At 35.1% G+C, this 19,416-nt stretch carries 20 protein-coding genes, 2 riboswitches and 1 other annotated feature; of the genes, 4 read left to right on the forward strand and 16 right to left on the reverse strand.

Features of this window, described 5'->3' with window-relative positions; translation table 11 throughout:
* On the forward strand, window positions 1–245 hold a 245-nt coding region (locus tag DN394_RS11825), incomplete at its 5' end, for an LPXTG cell wall anchor domain-containing protein (RefSeq protein WP_142331012.1).
* A gap of 115 nt (window positions 246–360) precedes the next feature.
* Here the strand turns inward: DN394_RS11825 and proS are convergent.
* Entirely contained in the window at window positions 361–1,791 is a 1,431-nt protein-coding gene (proS, locus tag DN394_RS11830) for a proline--tRNA ligase (protein WP_046958843.1), read from the reverse strand.
* Window positions 1,792–1,838: 47 nt separating this feature from the next.
* Window positions 1,839–2,045, reverse strand: a binding site (T-box leader).
* Window positions 2,046–2,138: 93 nt separating this feature from the next.
* Window positions 2,139–2,432, reverse strand: a complete 294-nt coding sequence (locus tag DN394_RS11835) for a YesK-like family protein (protein WP_000383868.1) — start codon at window positions 2,430–2,432, stop codon at window positions 2,139–2,141.
* Window positions 2,433–2,586: 154 nt separating this feature from the next.
* On the opposite strand from DN394_RS11835, the gene DN394_RS11840 reads away from it, so the two are divergent.
* Both DN394_RS11840 and DN394_RS11845 read left to right on the forward strand, forming a co-directional pair.
* Complete coding sequence (locus tag DN394_RS11840) at window positions 2,587–3,900, forward strand: alkaline phosphatase family protein (RefSeq protein WP_097994455.1); 1,314 nt, start codon at window positions 2,587–2,589, stop codon at window positions 3,898–3,900.
* Window positions 3,901–4,007: 107 nt separating this feature from the next.
* Complete coding sequence (locus DN394_RS11845) at window positions 4,008–5,291, forward strand: MFS transporter (protein WP_000738835.1); 1,284 nt, start codon at window positions 4,008–4,010, stop codon at window positions 5,289–5,291.
* Window positions 5,292–5,335: 44 nt separating this feature from the next.
* Here the strand turns inward: DN394_RS11845 and DN394_RS11850 are convergent, their stop codons facing one another.
* The 8 genes from DN394_RS11850 to DN394_RS11885 form a co-directional block, all read right to left on the reverse strand.
* Window positions 5,336–5,728 (reverse strand): hypothetical protein, encoded by a 393-nt coding sequence (locus DN394_RS11850; protein ID WP_075311917.1) that lies wholly within the window; start codon window positions 5,726–5,728, stop codon window positions 5,336–5,338.
* A gap of 12 nt (window positions 5,729–5,740) precedes the next feature.
* The gene (locus tag DN394_RS11855; RefSeq protein WP_074651450.1) at window positions 5,741–5,992 is read right to left on the reverse strand and encodes a helix-turn-helix transcriptional regulator; all 252 of its coding nucleotides are present in this window, start codon (window positions 5,990–5,992) and stop codon (window positions 5,741–5,743) included.
* Window positions 5,993–6,048: 56 nt separating this feature from the next.
* Window positions 6,049–7,281, reverse strand: coding sequence for an MFS transporter (locus tag DN394_RS11860; protein ID WP_149293807.1), 1,233 nt, complete (start codon window positions 7,279–7,281; stop codon window positions 6,049–6,051).
* A 66-nt stretch (window positions 7,282–7,347) separates the two neighbouring features.
* A complete protein-coding gene (locus tag DN394_RS11865; protein ID WP_001254436.1) occupies window positions 7,348–7,929 on the reverse strand; it encodes a TetR/AcrR family transcriptional regulator in 582 nt (193 codons plus the stop codon).
* 80 nt (window positions 7,930–8,009) lie between these two features.
* Window positions 8,010–8,153 (reverse strand): hypothetical protein, encoded by a 144-nt coding sequence (locus DN394_RS11870; RefSeq protein ID WP_000817984.1) that lies wholly within the window; start codon window positions 8,151–8,153, stop codon window positions 8,010–8,012.
* Between the two features lie 125 nt (window positions 8,154–8,278).
* Window positions 8,279–8,530 (reverse strand): hypothetical protein, encoded by a 252-nt coding sequence (locus DN394_RS11875; RefSeq protein WP_000394367.1) that lies wholly within the window; start codon window positions 8,528–8,530, stop codon window positions 8,279–8,281.
* Window positions 8,531–8,543: 13 nt separating this feature from the next.
* Entirely contained in the window at window positions 8,544–8,858 is a 315-nt protein-coding gene (locus DN394_RS11880) for a thioredoxin family protein (RefSeq protein WP_001091335.1), read from the reverse strand.
* A gap of 10 nt (window positions 8,859–8,868) precedes the next feature.
* Window positions 8,869–9,240 (reverse strand): DnaJ family domain-containing protein, encoded by a 372-nt coding sequence (locus DN394_RS11885; protein ID WP_046958849.1) that lies wholly within the window; start codon window positions 9,238–9,240, stop codon window positions 8,869–8,871.
* Window positions 9,241–9,762: 522 nt separating this feature from the next.
* Here DN394_RS11885 and DN394_RS11890 point away from each other — a divergent pair.
* Window positions 9,763–11,787, forward strand: coding sequence for a glycosyl hydrolase family 18 protein (locus tag DN394_RS11890; protein WP_149293808.1), 2,025 nt, complete (start codon window positions 9,763–9,765; stop codon window positions 11,785–11,787).
* Window positions 11,788–12,239: 452 nt separating this feature from the next.
* On the opposite strand, the gene DN394_RS11895 is transcribed toward DN394_RS11890, so the two are convergent.
* The 6 genes from DN394_RS11895 to DN394_RS11920 all read right to left on the reverse strand — a co-directional run bounded on the left by DN394_RS11895 (window position 12,240) and on the right by DN394_RS11920 (window position 18,983).
* On the reverse strand, window positions 12,240–13,778 hold the full coding sequence (locus tag DN394_RS11895) for an ABC-F family ATP-binding cassette domain-containing protein (protein ID WP_097994454.1): 1,539 nt from the start codon (window positions 13,776–13,778) through the stop codon (window positions 12,240–12,242).
* A gap of 395 nt (window positions 13,779–14,173) precedes the next feature.
* A complete protein-coding gene (locus tag DN394_RS11900) occupies window positions 14,174–14,923 on the reverse strand; it encodes an ABC transporter ATP-binding protein (RefSeq protein WP_098953934.1) in 750 nt (249 codons plus the stop codon).
* Window positions 14,920–15,918, reverse strand: coding sequence for an ABC transporter substrate-binding protein (locus DN394_RS11905; RefSeq protein ID WP_098953933.1), 999 nt, complete (start codon window positions 15,916–15,918; stop codon window positions 14,920–14,922). The genes DN394_RS11900 and DN394_RS11905 overlap by 4 nt, the downstream gene beginning before the upstream one ends.
* On the reverse strand, window positions 15,915–16,688 hold the full coding sequence (locus DN394_RS11910) for an ABC transporter permease (protein WP_001057159.1): 774 nt from the start codon (window positions 16,686–16,688) through the stop codon (window positions 15,915–15,917). Before DN394_RS11910 ends, DN394_RS11905 begins: the two co-directional genes overlap by 4 nt.
* Window positions 16,660–16,980, reverse strand: a complete 321-nt coding sequence (locus DN394_RS11915; RefSeq protein ID WP_149293809.1) for an MTH1187 family thiamine-binding protein — start codon at window positions 16,978–16,980, stop codon at window positions 16,660–16,662. The genes DN394_RS11910 and DN394_RS11915 overlap by 29 nt, the downstream gene beginning before the upstream one ends.
* Window positions 16,981–17,080: 100 nt before the next feature.
* A riboswitch (TPP riboswitch) is annotated at window positions 17,081–17,182 on the reverse strand.
* Window positions 17,183–17,243: 61 nt separating this feature from the next.
* Window positions 17,244–18,983, reverse strand: a complete 1,740-nt coding sequence (locus tag DN394_RS11920) for a methyl-accepting chemotaxis protein (protein WP_149293810.1) — start codon at window positions 18,981–18,983, stop codon at window positions 17,244–17,246.
* 142 nt (window positions 18,984–19,125) lie between these two features.
* Window positions 19,126–19,210, reverse strand: a riboswitch (cyclic di-GMP riboswitch).
* Window positions 19,211–19,416: the final 206 nt, after the last annotated feature.

Here is a 19,416-nt window from a genome sequence, read left to right on the forward strand (position 1 = left end):
GCAACGGTTCTGGTGGCAATCGAGTTAAGGGCGATAGCAGTTTGCAAGATGGCAAAGGCTCCCAAGATGGCAATCGAGTTAAAGGGGATAGCAGTTCACAAGGTGGTAACGTAAAAGATAATGCGACAAAACAAGGTGATAAGTTACCTAATACTGCAGCGCATTATCCTGCATCTATTTTAATAGGACTTTCAACATTCCTAATTGGTATGTTATTGTTTATTCGCCGTAAAAATGCAAAATAAAGACCAACATCCTTCCATCTAAAAAATACATGAAACCAATATAAAACTAAAAAGGGCTTTGGATTGCAGTTTATTATGCAACCCAAAGTCCTTTTGGCATCTATAAGAAAGAGTATTAATATGCTTTTCCCCAATAGACCATGTGCTTTGCTTCTTTACTACAGCAAATACATTCGTCAGCTAAATGTTCTTGCTCAAAAGGCATACAACGTGAAGATACTCCAACTTCTTCTTTTAATTTCTCTTCACAAGCTAGTTCTCCACACCACATCGCCTTAATAAACCCTTGCTTTTCATCAGCTGCTTTTTTCATCTCTTCGAAATTCGTCACACTATACGTATTCTCATCGCGAAATACTTTTGCTTTATTAAATAAAGAATGATGAATTTCCTCAAGTAATGATGGAATGCGTTCTTCTAATTGATCCATTGATATAAATTCTTTTTCTTTCGTATCTCTTCTTACAAGTACAACTTGATTCTTTTCAATATCTTTAGGACCAACTTCTAATCGAATTGGAATTCCCTTCATTTCATACTCATTAAATTTCCAGCCCGGTGTTTTATTGCTAGCATCTATTTTTACACGCGCAACCTTCTGAATACGTCCTTGTAACTCTGTTGCTTTTTCTAACACACCTTCTTTATGCTGAGCAATAGGTACAATAACAACTTGTACTGGAGCGACTTTTGGCGGCATTACAAGTCCGTTATTATCACTATGGACCATAATAAGTCCACCTATCATTCTCGTTGATACACCCCACGAAGTCTGGTGTACATATTGCCACTTACCGTTACGATCTAAAAACTTAATATCAAATGCTTCAGAGAAATTCGTTCCAAAGTTATGAGATGTTCCTGTTTGAAGTGCTTTCCCATCATGCATTAAACTTTCGATCGTATAAGTTGCCTTTGCTCCCGCAAACTTTTCTTTTTCTGTTTTTTGCCCTTTAATTACTGGTATCGCTAAGTAATCTTCACAGAAAGAAGCATATAGATTTAAAATATGTAACGTTTCAGCTTGCGATTCTTCTGCTGTTTCATGAATTGTATGACCCTCTTGCCATAAGAATTCCGTTGTACGAAGGAATGGTCTCGTTGTTTTCTCCCAACGAACTACTGAACACCACTGATTATATAACTTTGGCAAATCATTATATGATTGAACAATCTTTGAGAAATGCTCACAGAATAAGGTTTCCGATGTAGGACGTACACAAAGTCTTTCCGCTAACTTTTCATCCCCGCCATGCGTAACCCATGCTACTTCAGGAGCAAATCCTTCAACATGATCCTTCTCTTTTTGCAATAAACTTTCTGGAATAAACATTGGCATATACACATTTTCATGACCAGTTTCCTTTAACTTTTCATCCATCACTTTCTGCATATTCTCCCATAAGGCATAACCGTACGGACGCAGAATCATACACCCTTTTACACTTGAATAGTCAACAAGTTCAGCTTTTTTTACAATATCGGTATACCACTGCGTAAAGTCCTCTTCCATCTTCGTAATGGCTTGCACTTGTTCTTTTGCCATAGTCAGTCTTCCTCCTTTTAGAAAATACAAAAAAGCCCGCGCCCCTAAATAGGGACCGAGCTTTGCCGGCGTTACCACCCTGATTCATACACAAAAATTGTATATGCTCTCTTTTTGATAACGGGAATTTCCCGCTGCATATGCAGAACTCAAAGGTAGGTTCCATATCGCCTTTTTAAGAATCTTTCAGCCTGGCGGATTCTCTCTCTGCTAAAAAGGTTGAACATGTACTAGTCCTTTTTCATCGTTATAACGAAATAAATTTGTTGATTATCATAATACAAATTCTTTTTTTAAACAATAGCTAATTTTCTCATTTTTATATATTCTTTTCATTTTCTGCAGTTTTATACGTAGCTCTTTCGCGAGATTTTTACAAGTTGATGTGCAATCATACCGATAAGTGTACCAAGTAGAACGAAGAAACCAATAAATCCATATCCCATTCCTTCCCATCCACCAATAACCATCATTGTGACGGGAAAGGATGCTAAGCAAAGAAGTATTAAACTAAGTGCAAATATAATATCGAACTGTTTGTTTGGAAACCGTTTCTTTAGTAAATACGAAATAGCAAATACAAGGATAATCGTAATTCCGCCAATGATGTAAAAGATACTAAATCCATCTAGCCAATCCATAGTATTCCCTCCTTCCATTCATTTCCTTATACTTAATTATATGTTTAATTTTTCTGAAAATAAATAATAAATTTTTACCTAGAAATATATTTTTATTACTAGGTATTAATAGTAATATATAAGAATAGGTTTTATATAATCAGGAGGGAACTTTATGGATAAAGCATTAACAAATCATGTCATTATTTTATCTTTCGATTGCTTATCAGCTTTAGATTTTCCTATATTACAAAAACTTCCTAATTTCCAAACATTAATAAACAAGGGCGCGATTGCGAAAAAAGTTGAACCTATTTATCCTTCTGTAACATATCCAAGCCACTCAACAATCGTTACTGGAAACTATCCTAATAAACATGGCGTAGTTAGCAATACGTTACTTCAACCTGGACGTGATTCACCAGATTGGCATTGGTACCGAAAATCCATTAAAGGAACAACGTTATACGATGAAGCACGTAAAGCAAATTTAACGACAGCTGCCCTTCTATGGCCTGTTACCGGCAGAGCAAATATTGATTACAATTTACCTGAAATTTTTCCAAATAGACCGTGGCAAAATCAAATTTTAGTTTCATTATTTAGCGGTAGCCCGCTATATCAATTAGATTTGAATCAGCGTTTTGGTCATATACGAAATGGCTTATCACAGCCTGAACTCGATGATTTCGTACTCGCTTCCGCTGTGCATACAATTCAGACGAAAAAGCCGAATGTCATGTTTGTACACTTCACCGATTTAGACACCCAAAGACACTATTACGGCTTTGAATCCAAAGAAACAATAGCCGCAATTCATAGACATGATGAACGGCTAGGGAAAATTATTCAAGCTTTAAAAGACAGTAATCTATACGAAGAGAGTACAATTATCGCTCTTGGTGATCATAGCGCTTTAAGTGAAAACAAAGCCATTCAATTAAATGTACTATTTCATCAAAAAGGGCTTATATCTATAAACTCAAAAGGAAAATTAATAGACTGGAAGGCCTATTGCCAAAGTTGCGACGGCTCTGCCTATGTATATGTGAAAGACAAAAATGATACAGATACAATTCGAAAAGTACAACTACTACTTGAAGAACTACTTCAAAATAAACAAAACGGTATTGAATTTATGCTTCATGATGAAGCTGCAAAAGACTGCGGTGCCGATGGTAATTGTTTATTTATGTTAGAAGCGCGAGAAGAGTATTATTTCACTGAAAACTATACAGGAGATTTTATAAAAGAGATTAATGAAAAAGACGTTACGCCTAGTAAAAAATATACATTTGGTACGCATGGATACTCTCCAACAAAACCTAACTATGAAACAATTTTTATCGCTGCTGGGAAAGGGATAAAAAGCGGCGTTACCATCCCGTACATGAGACTTATTGATGAAGGTCCAACTATCGCTAGACTACTCGGTTTACACTTAGGTGAAACAGACGGATCAATTGCAGAGGATTTACTTCAATTGTAAAGAACTGTGTATATATGTAAAAGTTATGTAAAAATCATCACTGTTTCTCTTTTTATAATTTTTATTTTTGTACACTGTTAGTAGAACAATTTAAGGGGGAACATTATATGAAAAAAATGTCCAGACAAGAAAAAAGCTGGATATTATACGATTGGGCGAATTCGGTATATTCGCTCGTCATTACAACTGCATTATTCCCAATTTACTTTAAAGCAGCTGCAAAAGAAGCTGGACTATCTGGTGCAACTTCAACAGCATATTGGGGATATGCAAACTCTTTCGCTACACTTTTAATTTCTATACTTGCTCCTATTCTCGGCACAGTTGCTGATTATAAAGGATTTAAAAAACGATTTTTCACATTCTTCTTCGGACTCGGTATTGTATTTACAAGTATGCTAGCAGTCGTCCCAACATCTCAGTGGTACTTATTACTAGGCTGCTATATGCTCGCATTAGTCGGTTTTGCGGGAGCAAACATTTTTTATGATGCATTTTTAGTAGATGTTACCTCTAAAGATAGAATGGACCGAATTTCTACAAGAGGCTTTGCATTAGGTTATATTGGAAGCACAATTCCTTTTATCGGTTGTATCGCTCTTATTATTCTTGCTCAAAAAGGAACTATCCCTTTATCAGTCGGCATTGCTAGTCAAATTTCGTTCGCAATAACAGCTCTTTGGTGGGGATTATTTACAATTCCAATGCTAAAAAATGTAGAGCAAACACATTATATTGAACGTCATCCAAGACCAATTGCAATGAGCTTCAAACGCCTTGCTGATACTTTTAAAAATATTAAAGAATATAAAACTGTATTTATGTTCCTAATCGCTTACTTCTTCTACATTGACGGGGTCGATACAATTATTACTATGTCTACCGCTTACGGAACAGATCTCGGTATTAGTGCAACGAATCTATTAATCATCTTATTTGTCACACAAATTGTTGCTTGTCCATTCGCCTTATTATACGGAAAGTTATCAGAAACATTTACAGGTAAAAAAATGCTATACGTCGGTATTATTATTTATATCATTATCTGCATATATGCTTATTTCTTAAAAACGACACTCGATTTCTGGATTTTAGCAATGTTAGTTGCCACTTCTCAAGGTGGTATTCAAGCACTTAGTCGGTCCTATTTTGCAAAACTAGTACCAAAAGAATCTGCAAATGAATTCTTCGGATTTTATAATATCTTTGGTAAATTCGCGGCAATTATGGGTCCAGTATTAGTCGGTGTTACAACGCAATTAACAGGAAAAACCAACGCTGGTGTCCTTAGTATTATTGTACTGTTCGTTATCGGTGGATTCTTACTAACTAGAGTTCCCGAAAATGATACATCCGTTACACCACCTAGTCCAAAAACTAAAACGCTATAAGAAAAAGATCCTCTTCTCATGAGAAGAGGATCTTTTCTTTATTTTTAGCGATAACGTCTTACAATTAAAAATTCTACAGCCGGCTTTACAACTATCGCAGCGCATAACGCAAACAAAAGCGGTATGTTATGAAAATCAATCCATTTATTAAAACCTACCGATGCGAAAAACAAACCAAAAATTAATACAACAAGTACATAATACGTAACATTTGCACTTATTTTTAATACATGTTTTTCTACATCTTCTTTCTCCTCCGTTGTCCCTTCCACATTATGCGATGCCAAACTTTTAAACATATAATGTAATGCGATGCTACACATAAATAGTGCATACCAGTTTACTTGAAGTTCAGTTAACCAATAATAAAGTGCAAACACTAACGTACTTATAGCTACTAATGCCGTAACTACAAAGCTTATTTTCTCTTTCCCCAACAACTACTCCCCCTACAACTTATACAAAAATAGTTTATCAACAGTTGTTCCTAATACTTCAGCTAAACGGAATGCTAACGCTAAGCTTGGATCATATTTATTATTCTCAATTGCATTTATCGTCTGTCTAGAAACTTTACACTTATCAGCCAATGCACCTTGTGAAATATTGTTTTCAGTGCGTAATTCATAGATTTGATTTTTCACACCATTTCTCCTAACCTGTAAACTCGTTTTTACATCATCAGTATATAGTTGGGGCATGTCATTGTCAAAAGATTGCCACAAGAAAAGGGAGTAATCCTGCTCCCTTACAATGATTATTTCGAAGCTAACGAATTTGTTAGTTCCTCTTTATTAGCGACATCTTCTTTATTTATTTGCATGCGTAGAACTGGCCCTATCGCAAATAAAATAAGTGCCATTGCTATACAAAATACAGTAACTAGTGAGGTCATCTCCTTCAATCCTCCAGCTAGTGAAGTTCCGATTAACATTGCCCCCATAAACAGTGGTAAAATTGTTCCATTTACTCTTCCAATCATATTTTCTGGTACAAGTTGAATCATAAGCGTACCGACAACGATATTAACACAAGCTAAACAAATACCTGTTCCAAACCTCATGAAACTAGTAATCCAAAATGATGTAGATAGCCCTTCTACTAAAAATGACATTGCTAATATGCTCATACCGAATACAAACATCTTTTTCGGGTTCACTTTTGAAGCGAAAACTGCAGCAACAATACCACCGATTAACATACCTATCCCATCAGCTGCGGCTAAATATTGAACTGCTTCCTTTTCCATTCCAAGGCGCTCTATTACAAGAAATACCTCTAATGGATTCGTTAGTCCAACAGCTAAGCCCATAACGGTGAAATTGATCGTAATCATACGTAAATTTTTCGTATGAAGAACGTATTTCCATCCTTCTTTTATATCATTTTTTAATGAATCTCTCGCCACTTGCTCTTGTTCCACCCATTTTGGTAAAAACGAAAGAGCAATAGCAGATAACAAAAATAAAATGATTAAGCTATATAGTGACGTAAATAAACCAAGTTGTGTATACACAAGCGATCCTACCACTGGTCCAAAAATCATAAATAATGACTGTAATGTTTGGTTAAATGCAATCGCATTTGCTACCTGCTCTTCTTTTACGTAGCGCTTAAATATACGCGAAGATGATGGCTGAGAAAATTGGCCTACAATCGCGGAAATGAGTGTTGCAAAAAATATAGCCTGCCAATAATCCAGCTTTAACAACAAGACAATCCCTATAATAGACAGTACGCTTAATACATCTCCAGCAACCATCGTTCTTTTCGGATTCCAGCGATCAGCTAGCGCACCACCGATAAACGAAAAAATAAAAATAGGTGCATATTCCATAACCGATAACAATGAAACGGAAACTGGATCATTATTCGTTCGTTCCATTATGAAATATAAAAGAGCCATATTTCTGATCCAAATTGCAAATTGTTGTAAAATATCAGATGCCATAACGAGCATAAATGCTCGGTTTTTAAATAAAGCGTTCATTTTCATTCCCCTTTCATAAACCGACCGTTCGGTCTAATTTATTTTGTAAGAAAAGCAACTGACTTATTATTCAGCTGCCATTCCTTTTAACAATACATCTATTGCCTTTTTATAAATACGTTGCAGCTCTTTATAATCTAACTCGTAGTAAAGTACTCCAAGCCCTGATAATAATCCATTCACAATATACATAAGGTCGCGCGTATTATCTTCACGAAACTCTCCAGACTGTATACCTGCTTCAATTAGTTTCTCAAACATAACATATGATTCTCTAGTTAAAGCCAATAGTTCATCCAAAATCTCTTTACTTACAACTTGGCTCATAGAGAATTCCTCTATTGCATTTGAAATTGGTTGCTGTATGTCCTCGACATGATATTCCGCGAGACCATATAGTTTTTCAGTATTCGTACTATACAACTTCTCTTTTTCATTCCATTTTTCAAGCCAATCATACGTATGCTGTTTTACTACAAATAAAAATAATTCTTCTTTACTTTTAAAGTGATAATAAATGCTTCCTTTACTTCGCTCTGTAATTTCACAAATCTCTTCCATAGATGTAGCTGCATAACCCTTCTGTGAAAACAGACTTTCTGCTTTATATGCAATTTCTTTCTTTATCTCTTCTGCACTTCTTCTCATATTTACACCTCTTTAAACCGACCGTTCAGTCTAATAATAACAAATTAAAAACCTCTATTACAAGAGGCTATATTCCTTATTTAAGAAAACGTACTTTCAAACCACGTTCGAATCATATGTATTATTCCAATTTTAAATCCTAATTTAACAAGAAATACGCCTCCCGCAGCTAATAAAAATAACACTACTTTCCCCTTATTTTTCACTTTCGGTTCCCTTTTCATTTCTATTCCCCTTAGTACGTTAAAAATATTAATCAAACGTTTGTTTAACTGTTTTTATGCATATGTAAGCCAACTAATCAAACGTTTGTTTAAAAAGAAATACGCCTATATAAGGCGCATTTTCATCAATCACCGCCACCTCCGCCGCCATCACAGCTGCCTCCGCTATCTCCACCGAAAGATCCTCCACAATCATGTGAACCTCCATGCGAGCTATCATTATCAGATCCAGCAAAGAAAAATAATGGTGATGAGTTGTTAGATGAATTATGAATGTTATTTTGTTTCGTAAGATTTACCTTCTTTTTGTTTGATCGAACTGCCGTTACGATCGTTCCAACTACAACAAATAATAGTATGACAATAATAAATTCCATATAAAAGCCTCCCTTAATCTTCGAATAATTGAATGGTTCTCTCTAAATTTTCAAGTGAAATGAAGCGCGATTCACGAAGGATCTCTTTTCCATTATAAAATAATAAAACTGTTGGCCCTGTAAATACTGCATATCGCCCTGCGATCTCTTGCATGTCTTGTAGTAATATTTCTACTTTCTCTACGTAATCATAATTCTCTAATACGCAATTTACTTTTCTTAACATAACATCACAAACACCACAATTTTCTGTTTTAATAAACAGAAGTACTAATTGTTGTTCTTCAATATATGTCGCTAACGCTTCTATCGTTTTAAATGTATTCATCTTATCCCTCTTAGCGTAATTTACGAAATACTTTATCCTGATACATACGAAAAGCTGAACTCTCTTTAATCTTTCTCTTTTCCATTACCTGCTGAAAACGCAGCGTTTTTGCCGTTAACTCTTCTTGTAATTCTTTTCTCTCTACTTCATCATAACAGCATGCAATTAAATCTTCTATTTTTAATATATCTTTTTGTAGTTCCATTTCTGGTGGAATCATACCCGCATTTTTTAAGATTTTATAACTCATTCTAAGTTCTGGAGGTACCATTGAAAGGTCTTCTAATTGTAGTGGTTTTCCTTTTCCCGGAATATGATCAAGGTCTCCATTCCGTATTGCTTGTCGAATTTTTTCTTCAGCAATGTTCAAAAAGACATCCACACCATTCGCTCCTTTACATATTTTTACTATTATTTTACATGATATTTTCTCATCTTGCTACGCTATTCCAAATTGACTTCATACAATTTTTTCTCAAATTTAATTACAAGGAGCCTTTTCCTCCCTAATCAATATTTTATTTCCATGTGTAGTCTGTGTTAGAGCCATTTCATATTGAGAAAATCTTTTTGAATCAAATAAAGCGTTTACACTAAATCTTACATTTGCTACGATTTAATCACCCCCAGCTCCCTTGTATAGACTTCGTGATGTCTGATCATTTTTATCCCGCTTTAATGGGCAGTAAGACCCCCACCTCAAAATTTAGCGAAAGCAAAGAAGTTAGGCGGGGGATCAACTGCCCATAAAAGTCCGATTGGTGAGGGCTGATAATCAGTGGGGGATGAAGCCCCCCACTGATTAAAGTTTCACTTTATCTAGACGTTTCATACGTCTAGATTCACTTTGGTTTACTGGCGCATGCCTTTAAATATATCTTTTATTTTGAAAGGAGAAATGACTATGAGCTCCAAAAAATTCACACTGCTATTACTATCCCTACTACTCTTCTTACCTCTTTTTCTCACAAACTTTATTACTCCAAATGTTGCATTAGCAGATTCACCAAAGCAAGGTCAAAAAATTGTTGGGTATTTTCCTTCATGGGGTATTTACGGGCGTAATTATCAAGTTGCAGACATTGATGCATCAAAGCTAACTCATTTAAACTATGCTTTCGCTGATATTTGCTGGAATGGAAAACATGGAAACCCTTCTACTCACCCCGATAATCCAAATAAACAAACGTGGAACTGTAAAGAGTCTGGTGTACCACTGCAAAATAAAGAGGTTCCTAATGGCACTCTCGTACTCGGTGAACCATGGGCTGATGTCACAAAATCTTATCCGGGATCAGGTACAACTTGGGAAGATTGTGATAAATACGCCCGTTGTGGAAATTTCGGAGAACTGAAACGATTAAAAGCTAAGTATCCTCACTTAAAAACAATTATTTCAGTTGGTGGCTGGACTTGGTCTAACCGCTTTTCTGATATGGCAGCTGATGAAAAAACAAGAAAAGTATTCGCTGAATCTACAGTAGCTTTTCTTCGTGAATATGGATTTGACGGCGTTGATTTAGATTGGGAATATCCGGGCGTTGAAACGATTCCTGGTGGTAGTTATCGTCCTGAAGATAAGCAAAACTTTACCCTACTCCTTCAAGATGTTCGAAATGCATTAACGAAAGCTACTGCAGAAGATGGGAAACAATATTTACTAACAATCGCATCAGGTGCAAGCCAACGTTATGCGGATCATACAGAGCTAAAGAAGATCTCTCAAATACTTGATTGGATTAATATTATGACATATGATTTCCACGGTGGATGGGAAGCTACTTCTAACCATAATGCAGCACTATACAAAGATCCAAATGACCCAACAGCGGATACAAAATTTTATGTAGATGGTGCGATAGACATTTATACAAATGAAGGGGTTCCAGCGGATAAACTCGTATTAGGTGTACCTTTTTACGGACGTGGATGGAAAAATTGCGGAAAAGAAAATAATGGGCAATACCAACCTTGTAAACCAGGTAGTGACGGAAAGCTCGCTTCTAAAGGTACTTGGGATGATTATTCTACCGGTGACACAGGTGTGTACGATTATGGTGATTTAGCAGCTAATTATGTTAATAAAAATGGTTTTGTTCGCCACTGGAACGATGTAGTGAAAGTACCTTATTTATATAATGCGACTACAGGCACGTTTATTAGCTATGATGACAACGAATCTATGAAATATAAAACAGACTATATAAAGACAAAGGGTCTAAGTGGCGCAATGTTTTGGGAACTAAGCGGGGATTGCCGTACAAGTCCAAAATATAGTTGCAGTGGACCAAAATTGCTTGATACGTTAGTAAAAGAATTACTTGGTGGACCTATTACTCAAAAAGATACTGAGCCCCCAACAAACGTAAAAAATATTGCTGTTACAAATAAAAATTCAAACTCCGTTCAATTAAACTGGACTGCATCTACTGATAACGTAGGAGTTACGGAATATGAAATTACTGCCGGAGAAGAGAAATGGGTCACAACAACAAATAGCATTACAATTAAAAACTTAAAATCTAATACAGAATACACATTTTCAGTAATAGCAAAGGATGCTGCTGGGAATAAATCACAGCCTACTTCTATTATTGTAAAAACAGACGATACTAACACAACACCTCCTGCTGGAAATGGGAATGCTACCTTTTCAGTCACTTCAAATTGGGGAAGTGGTTACAACTTCTCGATTGTAATTAAAAATAGTGGAACGACCTCTATTAAAAACTGGAAATTAGAATTTGATTATAACGGAAATTTAACACAAGTTTGGGATTCTAAAATTAGTAGTAAAATAAATAATCATTACGTAATTACGAATGCAGGATGGAATGGTGAAATTCCTCCTGATGGATCCGTTACAATCGGAGGGGTAGGAACAGGCACTCCCGCCGAACTTGTAAATGCATCCATTAGCGAAAACTAAGCGTAACCTCCATTAATTATTTCATTAAAGTTTGAATTTAGGTTTAAGTGCTCTATCCTAAATTCAAACTTTTAATTTTATGAAAAATCACAAATTGATATTACAATAACCTATTATAATTATACTTAGTTTCTAATATGAAGTTCATGTGAAGTTCATCTGAATTTTACATGAATTCCCTTTAAGTTCTATTGTCTTCCTATACTAATCACATTATCCTTTACATATAGGAATTATTTTTATTCCATTTCAAACTATCTATATATATAAAGAAAGATAGTCGCCTGTTAGGGAAAGGCATCTAAATATAAACATAACATAAGAAAAAGCACGCTTATAAGCGCACCATAAGAGTGCTTCTTCATACAATTCTCATGTAAGAGTTCTCGAAAATCATGTTAATCACAAAGAAAAGGCATTAGCTTATACAAGCTAATGCCTTTTCTTTATTCCTATCGTTCAGCGTCCCATTCTTCTATATTCCATACTTTTGTTATCCATGCTTCATAGAAAGAAGGCTCATGTGAGACAAGTAAAACTGTTCCTTTATATTGTTGTAACGCTTCCTGCAAAGACTTCTTTGTTTCTGTATCCAAATGATTAGTCGGTTCATCTAAAATTAAAACATTGCTTTTCGTTACGATAAGTTCACATAAACGTACTTTCGTTTGTTCCCCGCCGCTTAATAAACGAATAGGTTTTAATACATGTTCTTCTTTCAATCCACACTTCGCTAATGCTTGGCGTACTTCTTTCTTTGTCATATCTGGTCGTTCTGCCCAAATTTTTTCTAATGGTGTTGTTTCTGAAGCAAACTCCTCCTGCGCAAAATAAGCAGGATTTACTCGTTCTCCAACAGAAATTGAACCGCTTAGCGGCTTTATTTGACCTAATAACGTTTTTAACATTGTCGTTTTTCCAATTCCATTATGACCAACAATCGCTATCTTTTCTCCTTTTTTTACTTGCAAATTCAATTCTGGACATAACGGAGAACTATATCCTATCCTTAGTTTTTCAGCCTGTAATATGCGACTAACTGGCTCCTCATAAACATTGAAATCAAAACGGGATCGAGGTACATGATTAACCTTTTCAACCCTTTGCATTTTCTCCAATACTTTCTCTCGACTTTTGGCCTGTTTCGCTTTTCGAATTTTATTTTTTTGAATAAATGTTTCTAACTGAGCAATTTCTTTTTGCTGTTTCGCACGCGCCGATTGTAATTGTTTCCTTTGCAATTGATAACTTTGCACAAATTTTTCATAATTTCCTACGTATCGCTTCACTTTCCGTTCTTCTAGATGATAAATAACATTCGTAATACTGTTCAAAAATACTTCGTCATGCGAAATGATCACATAAGCTTTTTCATACAGTCTCAAATACGATTGCAACCATTCTATATGGGCTGTATCTAAATAATTTGTTGGCTCATCTAGCAATAAAACATCAGCTTTTTCTAAAAGAAGCTTCCCAAGTAATAACTTTGTTCGCTGTCCTCCACTTAACTTTGAAACATCCTTTTTCAACCCTATTTCAAATAAACCTAAACCGATTGCTACTTCTTCAATTTCTGTATGAATTTGATAGAAATTAGAGCTTTCCAATATAGTTTGTAATTCTCCATACTTTACTAACAGTTTTTCTACTTCTCCTGCTCCATTCATTTCTTCAGCAATTTTTAACATTTCGCATTCAATCCCATACAAACTAGAAAATGCACTTTGTAAGTATCCTTCAATTGTTATCCCCTCTTGTAAATCCATATGCTGCTGTAAAAAACCTACCTTCACATGTGGAAACCATTCAATGTTTCCGTCATCATGTATAAGTTCTCCTGTTAAAATCCTTAACAATGTTGATTTTCCAATTCCATTTTTCCCAACTAACCCAACATGCTCGCCCTTTAATAGTCGAAAACACGCATTATATAAAATGGTTTTCTCACCATACGAATGACTTAAATTTTCTACTGTTAATATACTCATTTTTTTCTCTCCTCTACTTATGGTTCATAAGCTAAATAGAGAGCTACAGTAAAAAGCCTTATTTAATTGTGCATATAAAAAATGGGTAAGGTGAATACACCTTACCCATTACATATTATCGTAAAAAAGGATTAAGGTTCTTTACCTGCTGTCTTCAATTTAGCTTAATTGTTAAAAATGGGCAGACTTCTCCCGTATCAAGCTAAAACCATTTGAAGAACAGTTGATAAAGTCATTTTATCCTTTCACTCCTTTAACATTTGTTATATTAAGAGTATAAACTACTCTGTTATATTCTATTCTCTATTTTTTCTTTTGTTCCTCCTCATTCTTTTCATGTTCTATAAAAAAAAGCTCTTACCAGCAATTATATTTAAATCTGGTAAGAGCTTTTTCTATTTTTTCATATAAGGAGCTAATACTCTCAGAATTTCTTCCTTATCCTTCTTTAACTCAAGTGATGTTAACATATCCATCGTTCTTGGTCTAGGTAATTTCACTTGTACCTCTCCAACTATTGATGCTGGTCTTTGAGATAAAATAAATACGCGATCCGAAAGTAAGATTGCCTCATCTAAGTCATGTGTAACCATAACGATTGTTTGCTTCTCTTGGTGCCAAGAGTTTAAAAACCAACTATGTACTTCCATTTTTGTAAAGGCATCTAATTTTCCAAAAGGCTCATCAAGTAGCATAATTGGCTTTTCACATAAATATGTGCGCAGAAAACTAATCCTTTGACGCATACCACCAGACAATTCATCTGGATAATGGTCTGCATATTCATCTAGCTGAAACTGCTTTAATGCTTCCATTCCTTCTGTTAGCCTTTGTTTTTTCGGTTTACCTTCAATTTCCAATGGCAACACTATATTTTGCAAAGCTGATCGCCACGGTAGTAATAAATCTTGTTGCGGCATATAACTTACAACATCTTGCTCTTGTACGTGCGTATCCTTATACGTTATATTCCCACTTGTTGGTTTTTCAACATTTGCAATCATATTTAATAATGTGCTTTTCCCGCAACCACTCGGTCCTACAAAGGAAACGAACTCTCCCTCTCGTATAGAAGCACTAATATTTGCTAATACATTCTTTCCATCAAAAGCTTTTACAATCTCTTTTATTTGTAATCCACTCATTTTTCACTTGGAAGGAACTCATTTGTAAAGGCATCTTTCACATCAATTTTCTTCTTAATAACTTTGTTATCATATAAGAAATTCATGTAATTTGTCCAAACTTCTTCCTTCTGTACTCCCCATGCTTTTGCATCATCTTGATACTTCGTACTTAACCATTTTTGACTTTCTTGTACTAAATCTTTATTTACATCTGGAACAGCTTTAATTAAAATATCAGCCGCTTCTTTCGGTTCTTTAATTACAAAATTATAACCTTCTGTCGTTGCACTCATAAACTTTTTCACAAAGTCTTTATCTTGCTTCGTATGTTTTTCACTCGTAATAATAACAGGACTATAGAAATCAAGCGCTGGGTCTAAGTCTTTCACCATAATCGTATTTAACTCTTTTCCTTGGCGCTTCGCTTCAATTCCATCCCATCCGTAATATATCCATTCAAAGTCTGCATCACGACCGATTGATTTAAAGAAATCTGTTTGTCCTAAGATGATTTTTTCAACTTTATTAAAATCAGCTTGATGCTTCTCCATGATTGTCTTCAACGTTGCTTCTTCTGCTGGTCCTCCCCAGCCGCCGTAACGTTTACCTTCAAAATCTTTTGGTGACGTCATATTATCTTTTTTAAGTGATGCAAAAGCTGAAGTGTTATGTTGAATGATTGCCCCTACAGATACAACAGGAATACCTTCCACACGAGCCAACGTTACATTTTCTTGTGCGCTTATTGCGAAGTCAGCTTTTCCGGAAGCTATCATTTGCTCCGCTGTCACATTATCACCTGGCTGAATAATTTCTACATCTAATCCTTGCTTTTTATAATAATCTTTCGCTCGCGCTACATATAGGCCAGTATGATTCGTATTCGGAAACCAATCTAATACTACTTTTACTTTTTGATCTTTACTTGCACTTTCTTCTTTCTTCGCCGGATTACATCCAGCCACACCTACTGCTAATAAGGCAGCCAACATAACTTTTAAACCTTTTTTCATTTTCTGCCGTCCTTTCTATATATCCATGGTGCTGTTATTCTTGCCATAAACTCCACGATAAAATACAGACATAATGTCACCATAACAATAATTGCTGCCACACCAAATACTCGGGCTGTTAAAAAGGATTTTGTAGCCCTTGTAAGCATAACCCCTAATCCTTCGCTTGCACCGAGCCATTCCCCAATAATTGCTCCCATTACGCTATATGTAACTGCAATTTTTAAACCTGAGAAAAAGTATGGCAGCACTGCTGGAAACTTTACTTTCTGGTAAACTTGCCATTTCGTTGCCTTCATCGTTTGCAACAACTTCAACATATTTTTATCTACCGTTTGAAAACCTTCTAAAATGCTAAGCGCAATCGGGAAGAAACAAACGAGTATTACTACCATTACTTTCGGTAGCATTCCATATCCAAACCAAATAATAAATAACGGTGCAAGTACAACGATTGGAATCGTTTGCGAAATAACAAGCAACGGATTTATTAAAATACGAAATAAAGGGATAACATCCATAATAATTGCAATACTTGTCCCAATTAAAATCGCAAAAAACAGTCCGATCAGAACCTCTTGTAACGTTTGCATCGTATTCGGTAATAGTAAATCTTTCATTCCAATTAATTCTTGAACAATGGCAGAAGGCTTCGGTAAAATCCACGGTTCAATTTTAAATAATGAAACAGATCCTTCCCATATCGCTATGAGAAGGATAAGCCAAATTGTTGTAATTATTTTAGATTGCTTCTGGTTTTGCATATTCATCACGGTACTTCCAAACCTTTTCATCTATCGTTATACCAGTGCTTGGACGATAATGGATTTTAATAGAAGTAATCACTTCTTCTGCTCCAGCATCCACACAAGCTTGTTGCGCACGTTTAATGATATCAAGAAGTACATCTAATTCTCCTTCCAGCGTTGTTTCCATTGCCCCTACTTCATAACGAACTCCCGATTGTTGTACAACCTCAATTGCTTTATCAACAACAGAATACACATCTTTGTTCTTCGCTTGTGGTACTACTGAAAATGAAATTGTAACTTGTTGTGACATAGTAAAATCCCCCTTATAAAATGAAATATTAAAACAAGAAAAGGCTTTCCTACTGCGTAGGAAAGCCTTGTATGCAAGTTATTATAGAATAACATATGCTACATCACTTTAAGTAACTCCCTACGCTGGCATTATCCAGATCAGGTTGAGGGTCGATGTTTGTTTACATCCTCTCAGCCAATTGGCTCCCCGGTCCTTAATTCGTTTTCATTGTAGCATGATTTATTTTATTGAACAAACAAAAGCACGTATAATCATTTCATTTAACTTTTGAATTCCCCTATTAACTCTTGTAACTCCTGTGAAAGCCAGCTTAAAGAACTAGCTAATTCAGCAATATCTTGTACAGACATTTCCTGTTCTTTCATACTTTCTTCAATATTATTACTACTATTTGCATACTTATTTGCAATAAGTGATAGTTCATTTACAACACGAACAATATTTTGGCTATTTTGCAATATATCACTTGAATTTCTAGAAACAACTCTAACTTGATTTGTAACAGATTGTGCTGATTTTGAAATTTTTTCAAAGAAAACACCACTACTTTGAAAAAGTTTAATTCCGGATTCTACTTCTTTTGAAGCTTTTTGTATTGAAACAACAGCTTCTTCCGTTTCAACTTGTGTTTCCCCTATTAATTTCGCTATATCTTTTGCTGATGCTTCCGTCTGCTCTGCTAATTTACGCACTTCATCAGCAACAACGGCAAATCCCTTTCCGGTTGCCTCAGCACGTGAAGCTTCAATAGAAGCATTTAAAGCTAGCGAATTCGTTTGATTTGAAATACCTGTAATTACATTTACAATATCACTAATTTCTTTTGATCTTGTTTCCAAAGAATGAATGATAGAAGATAAATCTTGTACTGCATTTTGTATTATATTCATTTGATTAATCGTCTGTTCAATAACACCATTTCCTTTTACTGAATGATGCTTCGTACCTTCAGACTCTTTCGCCATTTGTTTTGCAATATTAGTTATCTCTTCCATCTTATCTTCCATTTCATATACAATACCTAAATACTTTGGTACTGAAGTTTCTTGTGATTGAACGCCAGCCCTTAACTCAACTATAGAACTTGCGATTCCTTGGACTGCCATGCTATTCTCTTTCGTACTCACTGACAACTCTTGTGAAGATGAGGAAACCTGTTCTGCTGTCTGCTTCACTTTATCTACAATTCCTTTAAACTTCTTGATGGTATTATTAAAATACGCATTAATAATACCAATATCATCTGGTCTTTCCTCTAACTTAATACTTAAATCACCTTCACCGACTTTACGTAATCCTTCACGTAAATCTCGCAATGGGGCAAGTGCGTTACGTACAATTAAGAATTGAATAACAGTTGCAATTAAAACAGAAATACAAATAAACATTAAACCTTGTATAATGAATTTTTTCTTTGTACTAGGAACAATAGAGGCATCTACATCCGCTGCAACAATTGCCACAATATTTCCGTCTCCATCTTTAATTGGCTCTAATATCGTTACCCATGACCCTAATAGATCTTCATATACTACTGTCATGTTTGCTTTTTTCGTGCTCATTACCTTATCGTATGCTTTCATCCAAAGATCTGGTTGTTTATAATATTCTCCCGGCCTTACTTCAACAACATTTGCTAAGTCTGTAGACAAATCGACGATTAGTAACTCACCTTTTTCATTTTCTTTTGCTCCAACAATATACGTTTGTCCAACACTATTCAATTCTTCCGTTGCTTCATCTAATTTCTCTGTTAACTTCTCTCTCTTTTCTCTTTGTGCCACTGGGTCTTTTGTAACATCTCTCACTATTTGTTCGTCTAATTTATGTAATACCGTATCTCCTGTTTCAAAAGAATGCCTTTCAAATATAGACATCATGCTATTTTGAAACATGTTAAAACTTAACGCTCCCATAGTACCAACAAGCGTCAAAATAACTAACACAGTTAACAATACATTTTTTTGGAGAAATGATAACTTATGCCAATATTTTTTCATTAACATCACCTTTCTTAATTAACTTAATATAAAGAAAAACTATTAAAATATAAACCTTATTAACAATTGATAACAGTTCTCATTTGTTTGTAAATAAAAAAAAGACCAATGAAAAAGCATTGGTCAAGACCAACCCTATCCGTCCGGTAACTGGCTAGCGTAGCCTTTCGGCCTTAGCTCCTGTAGTTTTGCGTCCTAATGTTTCCATCAGTTTGCCTTTCTCGCTGAACGAGTTGAACGATATGGGAGTTCTATGAGAATTACATTATTCTCTATCAAAGATTACAACATAAAAATTAAAATGTCTACCTATTTAGAGATACACATGTAAAATTTGGATGTATTATTTTTTCGAAATAATTTAACAAAGTACGTGAATGTTACATTTCTTGTGTTATATAATAAAAAATGTATATAATACAAGGATTGTTTC

Source organism: Bacillus sp. BB081 (assembly GCF_008368895.1).
Classification (GTDB): domain Bacteria; phylum Bacillota; class Bacilli; order Bacillales; family Bacillaceae_G; genus Bacillus_A; species Bacillus_A wiedmannii.